General features: G+C 72.3%; 16 protein-coding genes. 5 read left to right on the top strand and 11 right to left on the bottom strand.

Going from position 1 to position 14,939, the window contains the following annotated elements; genetic code table 11:
• Window positions 1-121: 121 nt before the first annotated feature.
• The 3 genes from OG332_RS32970 to OG332_RS32960 are packed head-to-tail and all read right to left on the bottom strand — an operon-like array spanning window position 122 to window position 2,038.
• A complete protein-coding gene (locus tag OG332_RS32970) occupies window positions 122-907 on the bottom strand; it encodes a DUF3710 domain-containing protein (RefSeq protein WP_327416857.1) in 786 nt (261 codons plus the stop codon).
• A gap of 1 nt (window position 908) precedes the next feature.
• Window positions 909-1,454 carry a dUTP diphosphatase gene (gene dut / locus OG332_RS32965; RefSeq protein WP_327416856.1) on the bottom strand — a complete coding sequence of 182 codons (546 nt, stop codon included), beginning with the start codon at window positions 1,452-1,454 and terminating at the stop codon, window positions 909-911.
• On the bottom strand, window positions 1,454-2,038 hold the full coding sequence (locus OG332_RS32960; RefSeq protein ID WP_327416855.1) for a PaaI family thioesterase: 585 nt from the start codon (window positions 2,036-2,038) through the stop codon (window positions 1,454-1,456). The genes dut and OG332_RS32960 overlap by 1 nt, the downstream gene beginning before the upstream one ends.
• 58 nt (window positions 2,039-2,096) lie before the next feature.
• Here OG332_RS32960 and OG332_RS32955 point away from each other — a divergent pair, with 58 nt between their 5' ends.
• Complete coding sequence (locus OG332_RS32955) at window positions 2,097-2,570, top strand: DUF3093 domain-containing protein (protein WP_327416854.1); 474 nt, start codon at window positions 2,097-2,099, stop codon at window positions 2,568-2,570.
• 28 nt (window positions 2,571-2,598) lie between these two features.
• Here the strand turns inward: OG332_RS32955 and OG332_RS32950 are convergent, their stop codons facing one another.
• From OG332_RS32950 to OG332_RS32935, 4 genes are all read right to left on the bottom strand, one after another.
• Window positions 2,599-3,531 (bottom strand): hypothetical protein, encoded by a 933-nt coding sequence (locus OG332_RS32950; protein ID WP_327416853.1) that lies wholly within the window; start codon window positions 3,529-3,531, stop codon window positions 2,599-2,601.
• Window positions 3,532-3,543: 12 nt separating this feature from the next.
• On the bottom strand, window positions 3,544-3,840 hold the full coding sequence (locus OG332_RS32945) for a DUF4193 domain-containing protein (protein ID WP_030036261.1): 297 nt from the start codon (window positions 3,838-3,840) through the stop codon (window positions 3,544-3,546).
• Between the two features lie 382 nt (window positions 3,841-4,222).
• Window positions 4,223-5,464, bottom strand: coding sequence for a sensor histidine kinase (locus OG332_RS32940; protein ID WP_327416852.1), 1,242 nt, complete (start codon window positions 5,462-5,464; stop codon window positions 4,223-4,225).
• A gap of 5 nt (window positions 5,465-5,469) precedes the next feature.
• Entirely contained in the window at window positions 5,470-6,123 is a 654-nt protein-coding gene (locus tag OG332_RS32935; RefSeq protein ID WP_030008767.1) for a response regulator transcription factor, read from the bottom strand.
• Between the two features lie 246 nt (window positions 6,124-6,369).
• Here OG332_RS32935 and OG332_RS32930 point away from each other — a divergent pair, with 246 nt between their 5' ends.
• On the top strand, window positions 6,370-6,549 hold the full coding sequence (locus OG332_RS32930; RefSeq protein ID WP_319728675.1) for a hypothetical protein: 180 nt from the start codon (window positions 6,370-6,372) through the stop codon (window positions 6,547-6,549).
• Window positions 6,550-6,710: 161 nt separating this feature from the next.
• Here the strand turns inward: OG332_RS32930 and OG332_RS32925 are convergent, their stop codons facing one another.
• Window positions 6,711-7,514 (bottom strand): inositol monophosphatase family protein, encoded by an 804-nt coding sequence (locus OG332_RS32925; protein ID WP_442816248.1) that lies wholly within the window; start codon window positions 7,512-7,514, stop codon window positions 6,711-6,713.
• A gap of 11 nt (window positions 7,515-7,525) precedes the next feature.
• The gene (locus tag OG332_RS32920) at window positions 7,526-8,680 is read right to left on the bottom strand and encodes a ferrochelatase (protein ID WP_327416851.1); all 1,155 of its coding nucleotides are present in this window, start codon (window positions 8,678-8,680) and stop codon (window positions 7,526-7,528) included.
• Window positions 8,681-8,852: 172 nt separating this feature from the next.
• Between OG332_RS32920 and OG332_RS32915 the strand changes: the two genes are divergently transcribed.
• Window positions 8,853-10,118: an MFS transporter gene (locus OG332_RS32915; protein ID WP_327416850.1), complete on the top strand. Its 1,266-nt coding sequence runs from the start codon at window positions 8,853-8,855 to the stop codon at window positions 10,116-10,118.
• Window positions 10,060-11,406: a D-arabinono-1,4-lactone oxidase gene (locus OG332_RS32910; RefSeq protein WP_327416849.1), complete on the top strand. Its 1,347-nt coding sequence runs from the start codon at window positions 10,060-10,062 to the stop codon at window positions 11,404-11,406. Before OG332_RS32915 ends, OG332_RS32910 begins: the two co-directional genes overlap by 59 nt.
• A 24-nt stretch (window positions 11,407-11,430) precedes the next feature.
• Here OG332_RS32910 and OG332_RS32905 read toward each other — a convergent pair whose 3' ends face one another.
• Entirely contained in the window at window positions 11,431-12,237 is an 807-nt protein-coding gene (locus OG332_RS32905; RefSeq protein WP_327416848.1) for a hypothetical protein, read from the bottom strand.
• 488 nt (window positions 12,238-12,725) lie between these two features.
• On the opposite strand from OG332_RS32905, the gene sepH reads away from it, so the two are divergent.
• Entirely contained in the window at window positions 12,726-13,784 is a 1,059-nt protein-coding gene (sepH, locus tag OG332_RS32900; RefSeq protein ID WP_327416847.1) for a septation protein SepH, read from the top strand.
• Window positions 13,785-13,976: 192 nt separating this feature from the next.
• On the opposite strand, the gene OG332_RS32895 is transcribed toward sepH, so the two are convergent.
• Window positions 13,977-14,822: a sulfurtransferase gene (locus tag OG332_RS32895; RefSeq protein WP_327416846.1), complete on the bottom strand. Its 846-nt coding sequence runs from the start codon at window positions 14,820-14,822 to the stop codon at window positions 13,977-13,979.
• Window positions 14,823-14,939: the final 117 nt, after the last annotated feature.

Here is a 14,939-nt window from a genome sequence, read left to right as displayed (position 1 = left end):
GCGGGACGGGCCCCGGGACGCGGCCGGGCGTGCGAAAGCCGGTGGGCCCCACCCCGAAGGAGTGGGGACCACCGGCCGAAAACATGCGACGGCCCCCTGTGCGCACGGGGGCCGTCCGGGGTCAGCGGACCTCGGTGATCTCCGGGCCGCGCTCGAGCTGGCCCATGCCGCCGCCGAAGCGGGAGCCTTCCTGCTCCTCCGTCTGCACGCCGTCCGGCACCATCTGGGCGTCGTTCGGCAGCTTCAGGACGATCGGGTCGCGGGGGGCCATCGGGCCGTCGCCGCGGACGACGACGGTGTCCCGGAAGATCTGCTCCAGCACGCCCGACGACTCGGGGCGCACCGCGCCCTGGCCGGAGATGACGCCGCGCAGGAACCAGCGCGGACCGTCGACGCCGACGAAGCGGACCAGCTGGGCGCCGGTCTGCCCGTCCGGGAGCGGTACGGGCACCTGTGCGCGCAGCTCCCAGCCCAGCGAACCCTGGGCCTCGTCGATGATGCCGCCCTGCTGGGTGATGCCCGCGGCGATCTCCTCGCGGACCTCGCCCCAGATGCCTTCCTTCTTGGGCGCGGCGAAGGCCTGCAGCTGCACGGCGCTGTCGCCCAGGACCACGGTCGCGGCCACGATCGCGTCACCCGCGACCTCGACGCGCAGTTCCATGCCCTCGACACCGGGTACGAGGATGCCGCCCAGGTCGACCCGGCCGTCGGCCGGGTTCCCGAGTACCTCGGAGACGTCCCAGGGGCCGTCGGGCCGCGGGGCGGGAGGCAGGTTCACCCGGCGCGGCGTGGCAGCGCCGTCCTGCTCGCCCGCGTCGTCCGGCTCACCGGAGCCGACGCCGTCTACGACCTGCTCGGCCGCGCCGCCGTCCTTGGCGGAGTCGTTCTTCTTGCGACGTCCGAACACGTCACTGTCCTTCCCGGTCGGTTACGACCGAAGCGTAGCCATTCCCACCCTGCTGACCAGCCCCGGATCCGGCCACGGCCGCATGACCGCCGGTGGAGCCGAAACCCCCCTCGGCCCGGGCCGAGCCGGGAAGTTCCGCCACCTCGTGGAAGCGCACCTTCTCGACCCGCTGGACAACCAGCTGGGCAATGCGGTCGAAACGCTCGAACCGGACGCTCTCGCGAGGGTCGAGATTGACCACGATCACCTTGATCTCTCCACGGTACCCGGCATCCACCGTCCCCGGGGCATTCACGAGGGCGAGCCCGCAGCGTGCGGCCAGGCCGGACCTGGGGTGCACGAACGCCGCGTACCCGTCGGGCAGGGCGATGGACACTCCGGTGGGCAGCACGGTCCGCTCGCCGGGAGCCAGCTCCGCGGCCCGGGTCGTCACCAGGTCGCAGCCGGCGTCGCCCGGGTGACCGTACGCGGGAAGGGGGACCTCGGGATCGACGCGGCGGATCAGCACGTCGACCTCATGGCGGGGTCCGTTGTGGTTCAGGGACATCAGGGGTTCACCTCGAAGGCGCGTGCGCGCCTGACCTGGTCCGGGTCGGCCATCGCCGCCCGGATCTCCTCGGGCCGTCCGTTGTCGATGAAGTGGTCGACCTTCACCTCGATGAAGAGGGCGTCGGCGCGCACGGCGACCGGGCCCTGCGGACCGCCTATCCGGCCGACGGCGGTGCAGTAGATCTTGCGCCCGGCGACGGCGGTGACCTCGGCCTCCAGGTACAGCACGGTGTCCACGGGCACGGGCCGTACGAAGTCGGTCTCCAGCCGCCCCGTCACCGCGATGACGCGCAGCAGCCAGTTCAGGGAGCCCAGGGTCTCGTCGAGCGCGGTGGCGAGCACCCCGCCGTGGGCGAGGCCGGGAGCGCCCTGGTGTGCGGGCTTGACGGTGAACTCGGCGGTGATGCGCACGCCCTCGCCCGCGCGGGCCTCCAGGTGGAGTCCGTGCGGCTGACCCCCGCCGCAGCCGAAACAGTGCTCGTAGTGCGCACCGAGGAGCTCACCGGGTGCCGGGGCATCGGGGTGCCGGACCGGCGCGGTGGCATCGGCCGGAGGCGTCAACGCTGTGTTTCGTCCACTCACAGCCGCAGACCTTACCCGCGCGGCTACCCACCGGTCGCCTCGTGGCAGGCTTGAGCTCATGCAGCTCTCCCCCGCGCACCACGACGAACGTCTGACCGCCCCCCGCTTCTGGTGGGGCATCGCCGTGATGACCGGCCTCGCGTGCGCGCTGATGCTGCTGCCGCTGGGCACGATGCCGCTGCTGGCCGGCCTGGTCGGAGGCACCGCGCTGACCGGGCTGCTGGTGAGTTCGTACGGTTCCGCGCGCGTGCGCGTGGTGAACGGGTCGCTGGCGGCCGGGGAAGCCCGGATCCCGGTGACCGCGCTGGGCGAGCCCGAGATCCTGGACGCGGAGGAGTCGCGCGCCTGGCGCACGTACAAGGCGGACACCCGCGCCTTCATGCTGATGCGCAGCTACGTGCCCACCGCGGTCCGCGTCGAGGTCACCGACCCGGCCGACCCGACCCCGTACGTCTACGTCTCCACCCGTGAGCCCGCGGCCCTGGCCGCCGCGATCCGAGCGGCGAAGGCGCAGGCCGTGCCGGCCGAATAGCGGCTGCGCTTCCCGGCGGCGGCCGGCCTCAGCCGTGCGGGAAGGGGTCCCGGCCCTCGAGTGCGGCCCTGGTGGCCTCGGGAAGGGGCTGTACGGGCTGCTCCAGGGGCGGCAGGGTGGGCAGGGCGTCCCACGTCACGGCCCGGCTCCGCAGGTCGCCACGGACCTTCTCGGCGACTTTGAGGGTGTCGCGCCGGTTCATGATCGCGCCGACGGCGGCGCCCACCATGAACGGCATGAGGTTCGGCAGGCTGCGGAACATCCGCTTCATGATCTGCTGGCGCAGTTCGCGCTTCATCTGCCCGCCGAGCGCCACGTTCAGCGTCGTCGGCTTGGCCAGGTCGACTCCGCGCTCCTCCGTCCAGGCGGTCAGGTAGGCGTAGCTGCGCTGTCCGAGGGTGCCGGGCGCGCGGAGCCCGTACACCTCGTGGAGCTCGGCGACGAGCTTCAGCTCGATCGCCGCGACCCCGGTGATCTCCGCCGCCAGCTCCGCGGGCATCGCGGGCGGGACGGGCAGCATGGCCGCCGCGCCGATCCCCGCTCCAACGGTGGAGGTGGCGTTGGCTGCGCCCGAGATCAGCTTGTCGGCAAGCTGATCGGGGCCGAGGCCCGGGAACTGCGCGCGCAGGGTCGCGAGGTCCCGAACCGGAACGCGCGGTGCGTTCTCGATGACTCTTTCGGTGATGTACAGGACGGCGTCCCTGACACTCTCGCCGCCCTTGCGTACACCCTTCTTGACGGCTTGCAGCCGATGGGCCCCGGACCTGTGCCGGGCCCCCTCACCGGGCTCTGTGGCCGACGGCACCGCCGGGGCGGTGTCGGAGGGCACGGTGATCACTTCGCTGGCGGAGTCGCCGGGGGCTCCGGAACCCGTTTCCGAGTCCAGGGGTGCCACCTGCGCCTCCGCCGGATCACCAGACTTTCGGAAGCGCCGCTTCCGAAAGGGTGTCGAGCCAGCCACGGCCGACGCCTCTCAGTCGCAGTCGCGACAGATCGGCTGACCGTTCTTCTCGCGCGCCAGCTGGCTGCGGTGGTGCACCAGGAAGCAGCTCATGCAGGTGAACTCATCGGCCTGCTTGGGCAGGACCCGGACGGCCAGCTCCTCATTGGAGAGGTCCGCACCGGGAAGCTCCAGGCTCTCGGCCGAGTCGAATTCGTCCATGTCCACGGACGAAGACGACTTCTCGTTACGTCGGGCCTTCAGCTCTTCAATGCTGTCGTTGTCGACGTCGTCGTCGGTCTTGCGCGGGGTGTCGTAGTCCGTTGCCATTGTTCGCTCTCCCCCTCTGGGTGTTAGCGGTGTCTCAGCGCACGTAACGCACGAGAGGCCGGACTTGTGCCCGACCTGAGGCGGAGATTTTGCCTCACATCAAGGTCTGTTACTCAATCGACACCCAGCCGCCCACCTGAAGGGGCGATTGGCTGGGATGACGACCGGGACCGTACACGGTCCGGGGGCCGTCTTGCACAAACGCCACCCCGTGTATTTCCCGCCATACGGGGGGCCGGAAACCCGGACTTCCCGGGCTTTCCGGCCGCCCCGGAGTCACTGAACGCACATGCGCCGACACTCGCCACTGTGATCGATCACACAGGAGCAATTGTTTTCAGAGGGCAAGCATTCAGCCAACAGCGAACACGGGGTGTACTGCTCACAAAGGAAGAGTGACACGCATCACGAGGCCACCGCCTTCCCGGGGCACCGCCTGGATCCTTCCGCCGTGTGCGCGCGCCACGGAGCGCGCGATCGACAGACCGAGTCCGACACCCTTGTCACTGCCCGTTCGCTCCGTACGCAGCCGCCTGAACGGCTCGAAGAGGTTGTCCACCTCGTACGCGGGAACAACGGGACCCGTGTTCGATACCAGGAGGACCGCCTGACCGTGCTCGGCCTCGGTGGTGACCTCCACCCATCCGTCCTCCGGCACGTTGTACCGGACGGCGTTCTGCACCAGGTTGAGGGCGATCCGCTCCAGCAGCACGCCGTTGCCCTGGACGACGGCCGGCGCGCGCTCGCCGCGGATCTCCACACCCTTCGCCTCGGCCTCGCCCCGCACCTGGTCGACGGCGCGCGAGGCGACCTCCGCCAGGTCCACGGGCTTGCGCTCGACGATCTGGTTCTCGCTGCGGGCCAGCAGCAGCAGGCCCTCGACCAGCTGCTCGCTGCGCTCGTTGGTGGCGAGCAGGGTCTTCCCGAGCTGCTGGAGCTCGACCCGAGCCCCCGGATCGGAGAGGTGGACCTCCAGCAGGGTCCGGTTGATCGCGAGCGGAGTCCGCAGCTCGTGCGAGGCGTTCGCCACGAACCGCTGCTGGGCCGTGAAGGCCCGCTCCAGCCGGTCGAGCATCTCGTCGAAGGTGTCGGCGAGCTCCTTGAGTTCGTCGTCCGGCCCGTCCAGCTCGATCCGCCGGGTCAGGTCGGAGCCGACCACCCGGCGGGCGGTCCGGGTGATCTTGCCGAGCGGCGAGAGCACCCGGCCGGCCATCGCGTAGCCGAAGGCGAAGGCGATGATGCTCAGCCCCAGGAGGGCCATCAGCGAGCGGCTCAGCAGGTCGTCCAGGGCGTGCCTGCGCTGTTCGAGGAGGCACTGGCCCGTCGCGACGTTGAACTGGTCGGGCGTCAGTTCGCCCACCAGGCCCGGGCAGGAACTGCTGGTGACCCTGACCTGGCCGCCGACGATCGTGAACGGGAGGGCGTTGCCCTGCCGCAGGGCCTGCGCCGCCAGCAGGTAGATGATCGACAGCAGCAGGATGCCCGCGATCAGGAACATCCCGCCGTAGAGCAGCGTGAGGCGTATCCGGATGGTCGGCCGCAGCCACGGGAAGGGACCCTCGGGCTGGCCGGGGTCCCAGGTCGGTTTCGGTGGCGCCGCCGGTGGCGCCGGGGTGGTTGCCACGCGGGTCAGATCCGGTATCCGGAACCGGGCACGGTGACGATGACCGGCGGCTCACCGAGCTTGCGCCGCAGGGTCATGACGGTCACCCGTACGACGTTGGTGAACGGGTCGGTGTTCTCGTCCCAGGCCTTCTCCAGCAGCTGCTCGGCGGAGACGACGGTCCCCTCGCTGCGCATGAGGACCTCCAGCACCGCGAACTCCTTCGGGGCCAGCTGCACCTCCTTGCCCTCGCGGAACACCTCGCGCCGGTTCGGGTCCAGCTTGATCCCGGCCCGCTCCAGTACGGGCGGCAGGGCGACGGTGGTGCGCCGGCCGAGCGCCCGCACGCGGGCGGTCAGCTCGGTGAAGGCGAAGGGCTTGGGCAGGTAGTCGTCCGCGCCGAGCTCCAGGCCCTCCACCCGGTCGCTGACGTCGCCGGAGGCGGTCAGCATGAGCACGCGGGTGGGCATGCCGAGCTCGACGATCTTCCGGCACACGTCGTCGCCGTGCACGAGCGGGAGGTCCCGGTCGAGCACGACCACGTCGTAGTCGTTCACGCCGACCCGCTCCAGGGCGGCGGCGCCGTCGTACACGACGTCCACGGCCATGGCCTCCCGGCGCAGGCCGGTGGCCACCGCATCGGCGAGCAGCTGCTCGTCCTCGACGACGAGTACGCGCACGTCGTTTCCTTCCTCCGAGCCCAGAAGGGCACACGTGTATTGCGTCGCCCATCCTGCACGTTTCGGCCGTAAACCGGCTGTAAGACGGCTCATGGAGGGGCTCACGGGGCGGAAGTGAGGATTCCCTCGCCTTGAGAGGTTTCTGGGCCCAGGGTGCCGGGGAGGACGAACAGCACACCCCATCCACTCCCTGACGGCGGACTTCCACGTGCCGCCGCCGACCCACGAAGAGGGGGCGAACCCATCATGGACGCATTCACCGCGGGTCTCCTGCAGCGCATCAGGTCCACGCAGTCGGACCTCATGCACGCCCGCGAGACGGGCGACGACTTCCTCGCGGAAGTGGAACAGGCGGAGCTGGAAGACCTCCAGCGGCTCGCCGCCGAGCACGGTGTCCCCGTCTCGGCCACCGTGCCCGCCTGCTGACCCCGGCCCGCCGACCCGACCCGACCCCGGCCGACCTGCTGATCCCGCACGTCACGAACCCCGGCTGATCCCTTACCTCGCGAACCCCGGCCGCCCCCACGGGCAGCCGGGGTTCGCGTGCTTCCGGCGACCGGAGGGGGCGCGGGGCGGCGCGGGAGGGGTCAGTCGTGCCAGGCCCCGGACTCGTCCAGCAGCGGCTGCAGGGAGGCGAACACGGCGGGTGTGGCGGCCAGGGCCAGCTCGCCCGAGGCCCGCTCCCCCGGCCGGCCGCCCGTCACGGCCCCCGCCTCCCGCGCGATCAGATCGCCGGCGGCCAGGTCCCAGGGGTTCAGCCCCCGCTCGTAGTACCCGTCCAGCCGGCCGGCGGCCACGTCGCACAGGTCCAGTGCCGCCGACCCGCCCCGCCGGATGTCGCGCACCAGCGGGATGATCCGGGCCGCGATCTCGGCCTGGCGGGCCCGCCGGGTCTGGACGTACGCGAAGCCCGTCGCGAGCAGTGCCTGGTCCAGCGGCGCCGCCGGCCGGCACGCGAGGCGCGCCGTGCCCAGCCAGGCACCGCCGCCGAGCACCGCGTGGTACGTCTCCCCGCGCATCGGCGCCGCCACGACGCCCACCACGGTCTCGCCCCCGTACTCGGCGGCGATGGACACGCCCCAGCTCGGGAGCCCGTAGAGGTAGTTCACGGTGCCGTCCAGCGGGTCGACGACCCAGCGCACCCCGCTCGTCCCCGGGGTGTCCGCGCCCTCCTCGCCCAGCAGCCCGTCCTCGGGCCGCCGTTCGGCGAGGATGCCGGTGATCAGCTTCTCCGCGGCGATGTCCATCTCGGTCACCACGTCGATCGGGCTGGACTTCGTCGCCGCCACCGCCAGATCGGCCGGCCGGCCGTCGCGCAGCAGAGCCCCGGCCTGGCGGGCGGCCTCCAGGCCCACGTCCAGCAGTTCGGCCTTCAGCTCTTCGGAGATCACGGTCCCTCTTCCTAGGCGTACGGACTGTCCACGCCCGCGGCCGCCGGCCGGGGGCCGCGCGCCGGGCAGCAGCCCACGGCACACAGGTCATGACTCTGCCCCTGGGTGCCCACCCAGCACTCGGCGGCACGCTCCCCGCGTTCCCGGGCGGCACGCTCCAGCACCAGTTCCCGTACGGCCGCGGCGAACCGCGGATCGGCGCCGACGGTCGCGGAGCGCGCCACGGGCAGACCCAGTTCGGCCGCCTTGGCCGTGGCCTCGGTGTCCAGGTCGTACAGGACTTCCATGTGGTCGGAGACGAAGCCGATGGGCACCATCACGACGGCGGGTGCGCCCTCGGCGTGCAGGGCCTCCAGGTGGTCGCAGATGTCCGGCTCCAGCCACGGGATGTGCGGGGCGCCGCTGCGGGACTGGTAGACGAGCTGCCAGGAGTGGGCGACGCCGGTCCGCACGGCGACCTCGTCCGCGATCACCCGGGCGACGTCGAGGTGCTGCTTGACGTACGCCCCGCCCTCGCCGTCCTCGGTGTGGTCCTCGACCGGGCCGGAGGTGTCCGCCGCGGCGGTCGGGATGGAGTGGGTGGTGAAGGCGAGGTGCGCGCCGGTGCGCACCTCCTCGGGCAGCGCGGCGAGCGAGGCTACCACCCCGTCGATCATGGGCTCCACGAAGCCGGGGTGGTTGAAGTAATGCCGCAGTTTGTCGACGTGCGGCAGCTCCACGCCCTCCTCGGCCAGGGTGGCCAGGGCGTCGGCGAGGTTCTCGCGGTACTGGCGGCAGCCCGAGTACGAGGCGTACGCGCTGGTCGCGAGCACCGCGATCCGGCGGCGCCCGTCGGCGGCCGTCTCCCGCATCACGTCGGTCAGGTACGGGGCCCAGTTCCGGTTGCCCCAGTAGACCGGCAGGTCCAGCCCGTGCCCGGCGAAGTCCTTGCGCAGCGCGTCCAGCAGCTCGCGGTTCTGCCCGTTGATCGGGCTGACCCCGCCGAAGCCGAAGTAGTGCTGTCCGACCTCCTTGAGCCGCTCGCGCGGGATGCCGCGCCCGCGCGTGACGTTCTCCAGGAACGGCACGACGTCGTCGGGCCCTTCGGGACCGCCGAAGGAGAGCAGCAGGAGGGCGTCGTACGGGGCGGCGGACCCGCCGGCGGGCGGGAGGAGCTGGTCTGACATGCATCGAATCCTGCCACCCGGCGTCCCGCGGAGAGAAGCGGCCCGGCCACGACCGACCCCCGCAGCATGGGTAAGGTGAACCTAAGTTCCTGAATCCGGAACCTTCCCCGTGCGGGTGCCCTGTAAGCGGTCGTAACCTGTATGGGCCCACGACGTCCCTTACGGAGGGCCCTTGCCCAGTCCCTATCGCGCCATATTCGCGGCCCCCGGCACCAAAGGGTTCAGCGCCGCCGGCCTCATAGGCCGGCTGCCGATCTCCATGGTCGGCGTGGGCATCCTCACGATGATCTCCGAGATCACCGGTCGCTACGCCATGGCCAGCGCGCTCACCGGCACGCTGGCGCTCGCCGCCGCGGTCGTCGGACCCCAGGTCTCCCGGCTCGTGGACCAGTACGGCCAGCGCCGCGTCCTGCGCCCCGCGACCCTCATCTCCGTGGCAGCGGTCACCGGACTGCTGCTGGCGGCCGCGAACGGCCTGCCGGACTGGACGCTCTTCGTCTGCGCCGCGATCGCCGGCTGCGTGCCCAGCGTCGGCTCGATGGTCCGTGCCCGCTGGACCGTCATCTACCGGGACTCCCCGCGCGAGCTGCACACCGCGTACTCCTTCGAGTCGGTGGTGGACGAGGTCTGCTTCATCTTCGGCCCGATCCTCGCCATCGGACTGTCCACCACCTGGTTTCCGGAGGCAGGGCCGCTGATCGCCGCCGTCTGCCTGATGGTCGGCGTGTGGCTGCTCACCGCCCAGAGCTCCACCGAGCCCGCGCCTCACCCGCGCGACAAGAGCGTGGAACGCACCTCGGCCCTGCGTTCGCCGGGCCTGCAGGTGCTGACCGCCACGTTCGTGGCGACCGGCGCGATCTTCGGCTCCATCGACGTGGCCACCCTGGCCTTCGCGGAGGAGCAGGGCAGCAAGTCCTCGGCGAGCTTCATCCTGGCCGTCTGGGCACTCGGTTCCTGTCTGGCCGGCATCGTGTTCGGCCTTCTGCATCTCAAGGGCCGGACAGAACGCCGTTGGGTACTGGGCGTATGTGCGATGGCCGTGACTATGATCCCCCTCCTACTGGCCGGGAACCTTCCGATTCTGGCCGTGGCGCTCTTCGTCTCGGGCCTCGCCATCGCTCCCACGATGATCACCACGATGGCCCTGATCGAGGCGCACGTACCACACGCGAAGCTGACCGAGGGCATGACCTGGATCAGCACCGGCCTCGCGGTCGGCATCGCGCTCGGGTCCTCCGTGACCGGCTGGGTCGTGGACGCGGCCGGCGCGCGGACCGGGTACGTCGTCTCCATCTCGGCGGGGGTGGCCGCGGCGGCGGTGGCGTTCGCGGGATACCGCCGGCTGACGAGGCCGGCGCAAGGGGAGGAGCCCTCTAGCGATGGCGACGGCGACAGCGGGGACAGCAGGGAACAGCAGGCCGACCACCACGTGGCATAACTGGGCAGGGACCGTCACCGCCACGCCCGTCCGCGTGGTGACGCCGGCCTCGGTCGGCGAGCTCCAGGAGACGGTCCGCCGGGCCGCCGAAGAGGGGCTGCGGGTGAAGGCGGTCGGCACCGGCCACTCCTTCACCGCGGCCGCCGCGACCGACGGGGTGCTGGTACGCCCCCAGGCCCTGGCCGGGATCCGGGCCATCGACCGGGCCGCCGGCACCGTCACGGTGGAGGCGGGCACGGTCCTCAAGGACCTGAACCGGGCCCTGGCCCGGGAGGGCCTGTCGCTGACCAACATGGGCGACATCATGGAGCAGACGGTCTCCGGCGCGACCAGCACGGGCACCCACGGCACCGGCCGCGACTCGGCCTCCATCGCCGCCCAGATCCGCGGCCTGGAACTGGTCACCGCCGACGGCCGCCTGCTGACGTGCTCGGAGAACGGGACCGACGAGGAGCGCGCGGTCCTCGCGGCCGCCCGGATCGGCATCGGCGCGCTCGGCATCGTCACCGCGATCACCTTCGCCGTGGAGCCGCTCTTCTTCCTGACCGCCCGTGAGGAGCCCATGGGCTTCGACCGGGTGACGGCCGAGTTCGAGGAGCACTTCGCGGAGAACGAGCACTTCGAGTTCTACTGGTTCCCGCACACCGGCAACTGCAACACCAAGCGGAACAACCGCAGCCAGGGCCCCGCCGCCCCGCCCGGACCGGTGAGCGCCTGGGTCGAGGACGAGCTGCTCTCCAACGGCCTCTTCCAGGTGGTGAACTCGGTGGGCCGCGCGGTCCCCGCCACCATCCCCTCCATCGCCCGCGTGGCCAGCCGCGCCCTGTCGGCGCGTACGTACACGGACATCCCGTACAAGGTGTTCACCAGCCCGCGCCGGGTGCGGTTCGTCGAGATGGAGTACGCCCTCCCGCGCGAGCAGGTGGTCGAGGCGCTGCGGGAGCTGCGCGCGATGGTCGACCGCTCGCGGCTTCGGATCAGCTTCCCGGTGGAGGTGCGCACGGCTCCGGCGGACGACATCGCGCTGTCGACGGCCTCGGGGCGCGAGACGGCGTACATCGCGGTGCACATGTACAAGGGCACGCCCTACCAGGCCTACTTCACCGCGGCCGAGCGCATCTTCACCGCGCACGGCGGGCGGCCGCACTGGGGCAAGGTGCACACGCGGGACGCGGAGTACTTCGCGCAGGTCTATCCGCGCTTCGGCGAGTTCACCGCGCTGCGGGACCGGCTCGACCCGGACCGGGTCTTCGGCAACGACTACCTGCGGCGGGTCCTGGGCGCCTGAGGTCCCGGCCGACGTCACGTGGGGTCAGGGGGTGCTCTGCCGCGCCGCCGGTGTCGACGGGTCAGCGCTCGGCGGCGGGGTCGGCGGAGCGGGGGTCGGCGTCGGCGTCCGCTTCGACGGGGAGGGGCCGGGCGTCTGCTCCCCGGAGCCTGAGGAGCTCGGGTCGGGGCTCGGACCCCGGCCCGTGCCCGGGCTCGGACCGCCGGGCGGCCGGGGGGAGCCCGGGGAGGTCCCGGACCCGGGGGCCCTCCCGCCCTTCCCGCCGCCCGCCGGCTCGTCCCGGGGCGCCGACGGCCGGTCCTGGCCCGCCGTGCGGGTGCCGCCGGAGAAGAGCGTGCCGCCGTCGCTGCTGACGGAGGTGCCGGCCATCGCCTCGTAGGTGCCGAGGCCGCCGATGGCGAGGACGAACGCCGCTCCGGAGGCCACCGCGGTGCGCTTCCAGCCCCGTACCCGGGTGCCGTGCACGGTGGCCTCGCCGAACTCCTCGCCGAACTCTCCGGCGGGCGCCGCCGCGTGCGGTGCCGTCATGACGTCGGCCGGCTCCCGCTCCTCGCGGGGCAGCGGCACCTGACGGTCGCCGGGCCGGGCGCTCGCGCGCAGCTGGTCGCCGGCACGCCGGAAGAAGTGCTGGATGACGGGGCCGCCGGCGGTGGCGACGACGCTGACCACACCGGCCCCGAGGATGGTCCCGTAGACGCCCATCTTCGAGGCGAGCAGGGCCGCCGCGACGGTGGCGAGGGAGGAGCCGGCGACCTGCGCCGCACTCAGGTCGAGCTTCTTCTCCTCCGGTTGGTTCCCGGTGTCCTGCGTCGTCTTCTGACCCGTCGGCATCCCGTGTGTGTCCCGCCTCTCACGCTTCTCCTCTTCCAGCAGTTACTGACAGCTGAGCGAAGCGGAGAGTTCCGTTTCTGGCGATTCTGTGAAGCAAGACACCCGAAATCGGACGTCGGGTGCAGGTGGGACCCGATGGAGGGCAGCCCAACTCCCGCCGTCCGGGAGAAGTTCGGCGGCGCGGCGGTCCACCCAGGTGGCCCGAATGGAGTACTGTGGCGAGCCCTGGGGCCGTCCTTCCTTTCGGATGTCCGGACTCGGGAGAGGGGGCCGGCTGATGGAAAACGGCACTCAAGACCGGTGATGCCGCGGTATTGCACGGGCTCCTGCTGCGCACAGTAACCGTTCGGTCACTGTGTGTGCCCAACAGGTAACCGTGCCATAACGGCGATCAAGGGCGCATGCCCGACACGCCGGTTTAACTCGGCAAGGTTGTGGCAGGCTGCACCCGGGCAGGCCACACTCGACTAGCGGAAGCAGCGACGCACGTGACGTCGGCAGGCACCACCCGGGAGGTCCCCATGCCCGAACTGCGTGTCGTGGCCGTCTCAAATGACGGCACACGACTGGTGCTCAAGGCTGGGGACAGCACGGAGTACACGCTTCCGATCGACGAGCGGCTGCGGGCTGCCGTCCGCAACGACCGTGCGCGCCTGAACCAGATCGAGATCGAGGTGGAGAGCCACCTCCGCCCCCGCGACATCCAGGCCCGCATACGGGCCGGTGCCTCCGCGGAGGAGGTCGCTCAACTCGCGGGCATCCCCGTCGACCGCGTACGCCGCTTCGAGGGCCCCGTGCTCGCCGAGCGCGCGTTCATGGCCGAGCGGGCCCGCAAGACCCCCGTGCGCCGTCCCGGCGAGAACACCGGGCCGCAGCTCGGCGAGGCCGTGCAGGAGCGGCTGAGCCTGCGCGGGGCCGACAAGGAGTCCGTCCAGTGGGACTCCTGGCGCCGCGACGACGGCACCTGGGAGGTCCTGCTCGTCTACCTGGTGGCCGGTGAGCCGCACTCGGCGAGCTGGACGTACGACCCTCCGCGCCGGCTGGTCGTGGCCGTGGACGACGAGGCCCGCTCGCTGATCGGCGAGTCGGACGACCTGCCGGCGACGCCGGAGCCGAGCTTCCCCTTCGTACCGAGGATCGCGCGGCTGCCGCGCGACCGGCCGCTGGACCGTGCCCTGGACCGGCAGCTGGAGCGGCCGGACAGCAGGCCGGCGCCCGCGCCGGACCCGGAGGAGGAGCGGGACACCCTGACCAGCCTGCTGGAGGCGGTCCCGAGCTTCCGCGGCGACATGGTGGTCCCCGACCGCACCGAGACCCCGGCGACGGAACCGGAGGCCGAGGAGCCGCCGGCACCGGCCGCCTCGGCGGGCGCGGGCTCCGCGTACGCCGACGTCCTGATGCCCCGCACGGTGGCGGGCCACCGCGACCGCCTGACGGGCACCACCGACCGCCAGGCCGAGGCCGACGGGGTCCGCCCCGGGCGGCGCGCCGCCGTGCCGAGCTGGGACGAGATCGTCTTCGGCACCCGCCGCAAGAAGCAGGAGTAGCGCTGCCGACGCCTGGAGCGGCGGGCTGAACGGTACGGCGGGACCGGTGAGCGCGCCGGTTGCACCGGTGCCGGACACGCGCCGGCGCGTCTCCTCGGACGCCGAACGCGACGACGGGCCGGAGGGCCGGGCGGCATGGCGTCCGGCGCCCTGCGGGGATCGCCCCGATACACCCACCCGGCCCCGCCACGCCTACTGGGGGTCCGGGCCCGTGGCCACCGGCCGGGCCGGGTCCGAGGACCACTCCGACCAGCTGCCCGCGTAGAGGTCGGACGCGATGCCTGCCACCTCCAGGGCGAGGACCTCATGGGCTCCGGAGACCCCCGAGCCGCAGTACACGCCCACCGGGCCGCCCTCGGACGCGCCGAGCCCCTCGAACCGGGCGCGCAGTGCGTGCGCGGGCAGGAAACGCCCGTCCGGTCCCACGTTCTCCGTGGTCGGTGCCGACAGCGCGCCCGGGATGTGTCCCGCGACCGGGTCGATCGGCTCGACCTCGCCGCGGTACCGCTCCCCCGCCCGGGCGTCGAGGAGTACCCCTTCGCGCGCCCGTACGGCCGCCGCGTCCGCGTCCAGCAGCCCGACCACCCCCGGAGCTGGCTTGAAATCGCCCTCCTCGGGAGTCACCCGGTCGGCCGTCACCCCACCCCCTGCCGCCGTCCACGCGGCCAGTCCGCCGTCCAGGACCCGCACGTTCGGGTGACCCGTCCAGCGCAGCAGCCACCACGCCCGGGCGGCCGCCCAGCCCTGGCCGCCGTCGTACACAACGACGGGCGCGTGCGCCGAGACGCCGGCCCGACGCATCACCGCCCCGAAGGCCTCCGGGTCCGGCAGCGGGTGGCGGCCGCCCGCCCCCGGCGGACCTGCCAGTTCGCGGTCGAGGTCGACGTACACCGCGCCGGCCAGGTGTCCTTCCTCGTAGGCGGGCCGCTGGTCGGGGCCGCCGAGCTGCCAGCGGACGTCCAGCAGCACCGGCGGCCGGGAACCCGCCAGCTCGTTCCTCAGTTCGGCGGCGGAGAGGATCGCATGTTTCGCAGTCATGCCGGCCATCTTCCTCCCCACCCGGAACAGGCGTAACAGGCCCGTCATCGGCGGGCCGCACCGATCCGGTCAACTCGGCGCCAGGACCCCGCGATGCGGCGCGGTCGGGGCGCGCCG

It is taken from the genome of Streptomyces sp. NBC_01233 (assembly GCF_035989305.1).
GTDB lineage: Bacteria > Actinomycetota > Actinomycetes > Streptomycetales > Streptomycetaceae > Streptomyces.
The sequence above is the reverse complement of the archived record's forward strand: the minus strand, read 5'-3'. Positions and strand labels throughout refer to the sequence as shown.

Coding starts and splice junctions, on each gene's coding strand:
- OG332_RS32920 (WP_327416851.1), bottom strand. CDS start 8,680: ATGTCAGACCAGCTCCTCCCGCCCGCCGGCGGGTCCGCCGCCCCGTAC.
- OG332_RS32895 (WP_327416846.1), bottom strand. CDS start 14,822: ATGACTGCGAAACATGCGATCCTCTCCGCCGCCGAACTGAGGAACGAG.
- OG332_RS32910 (WP_327416849.1), top strand. CDS start 10,060: ATGGCGACGGCGACAGCGGGGACAGCAGGGAACAGCAGGCCGACCACC.
- OG332_RS32945 (WP_030036261.1), bottom strand. CDS start 3,840: ATGGCAACGGACTACGACACCCCGCGCAAGACCGACGACGACGTCGAC.
- OG332_RS32955 (WP_327416854.1), top strand. CDS start 2,097: ATGCAGCTCTCCCCCGCGCACCACGACGAACGTCTGACCGCCCCCCGC.
- OG332_RS32905 (WP_327416848.1), bottom strand. CDS start 12,237: ATGCCGACGGGTCAGAAGACGACGCAGGACACCGGGAACCAACCGGAG.
- OG332_RS32930 (WP_319728675.1), top strand. CDS start 6,370: ATGGACGCATTCACCGCGGGTCTCCTGCAGCGCATCAGGTCCACGCAG.
- dut (WP_327416856.1), bottom strand. CDS start 1,454: ATGTCCCTGAACCACAACGGACCCCGCCATGAGGTCGACGTGCTGATC.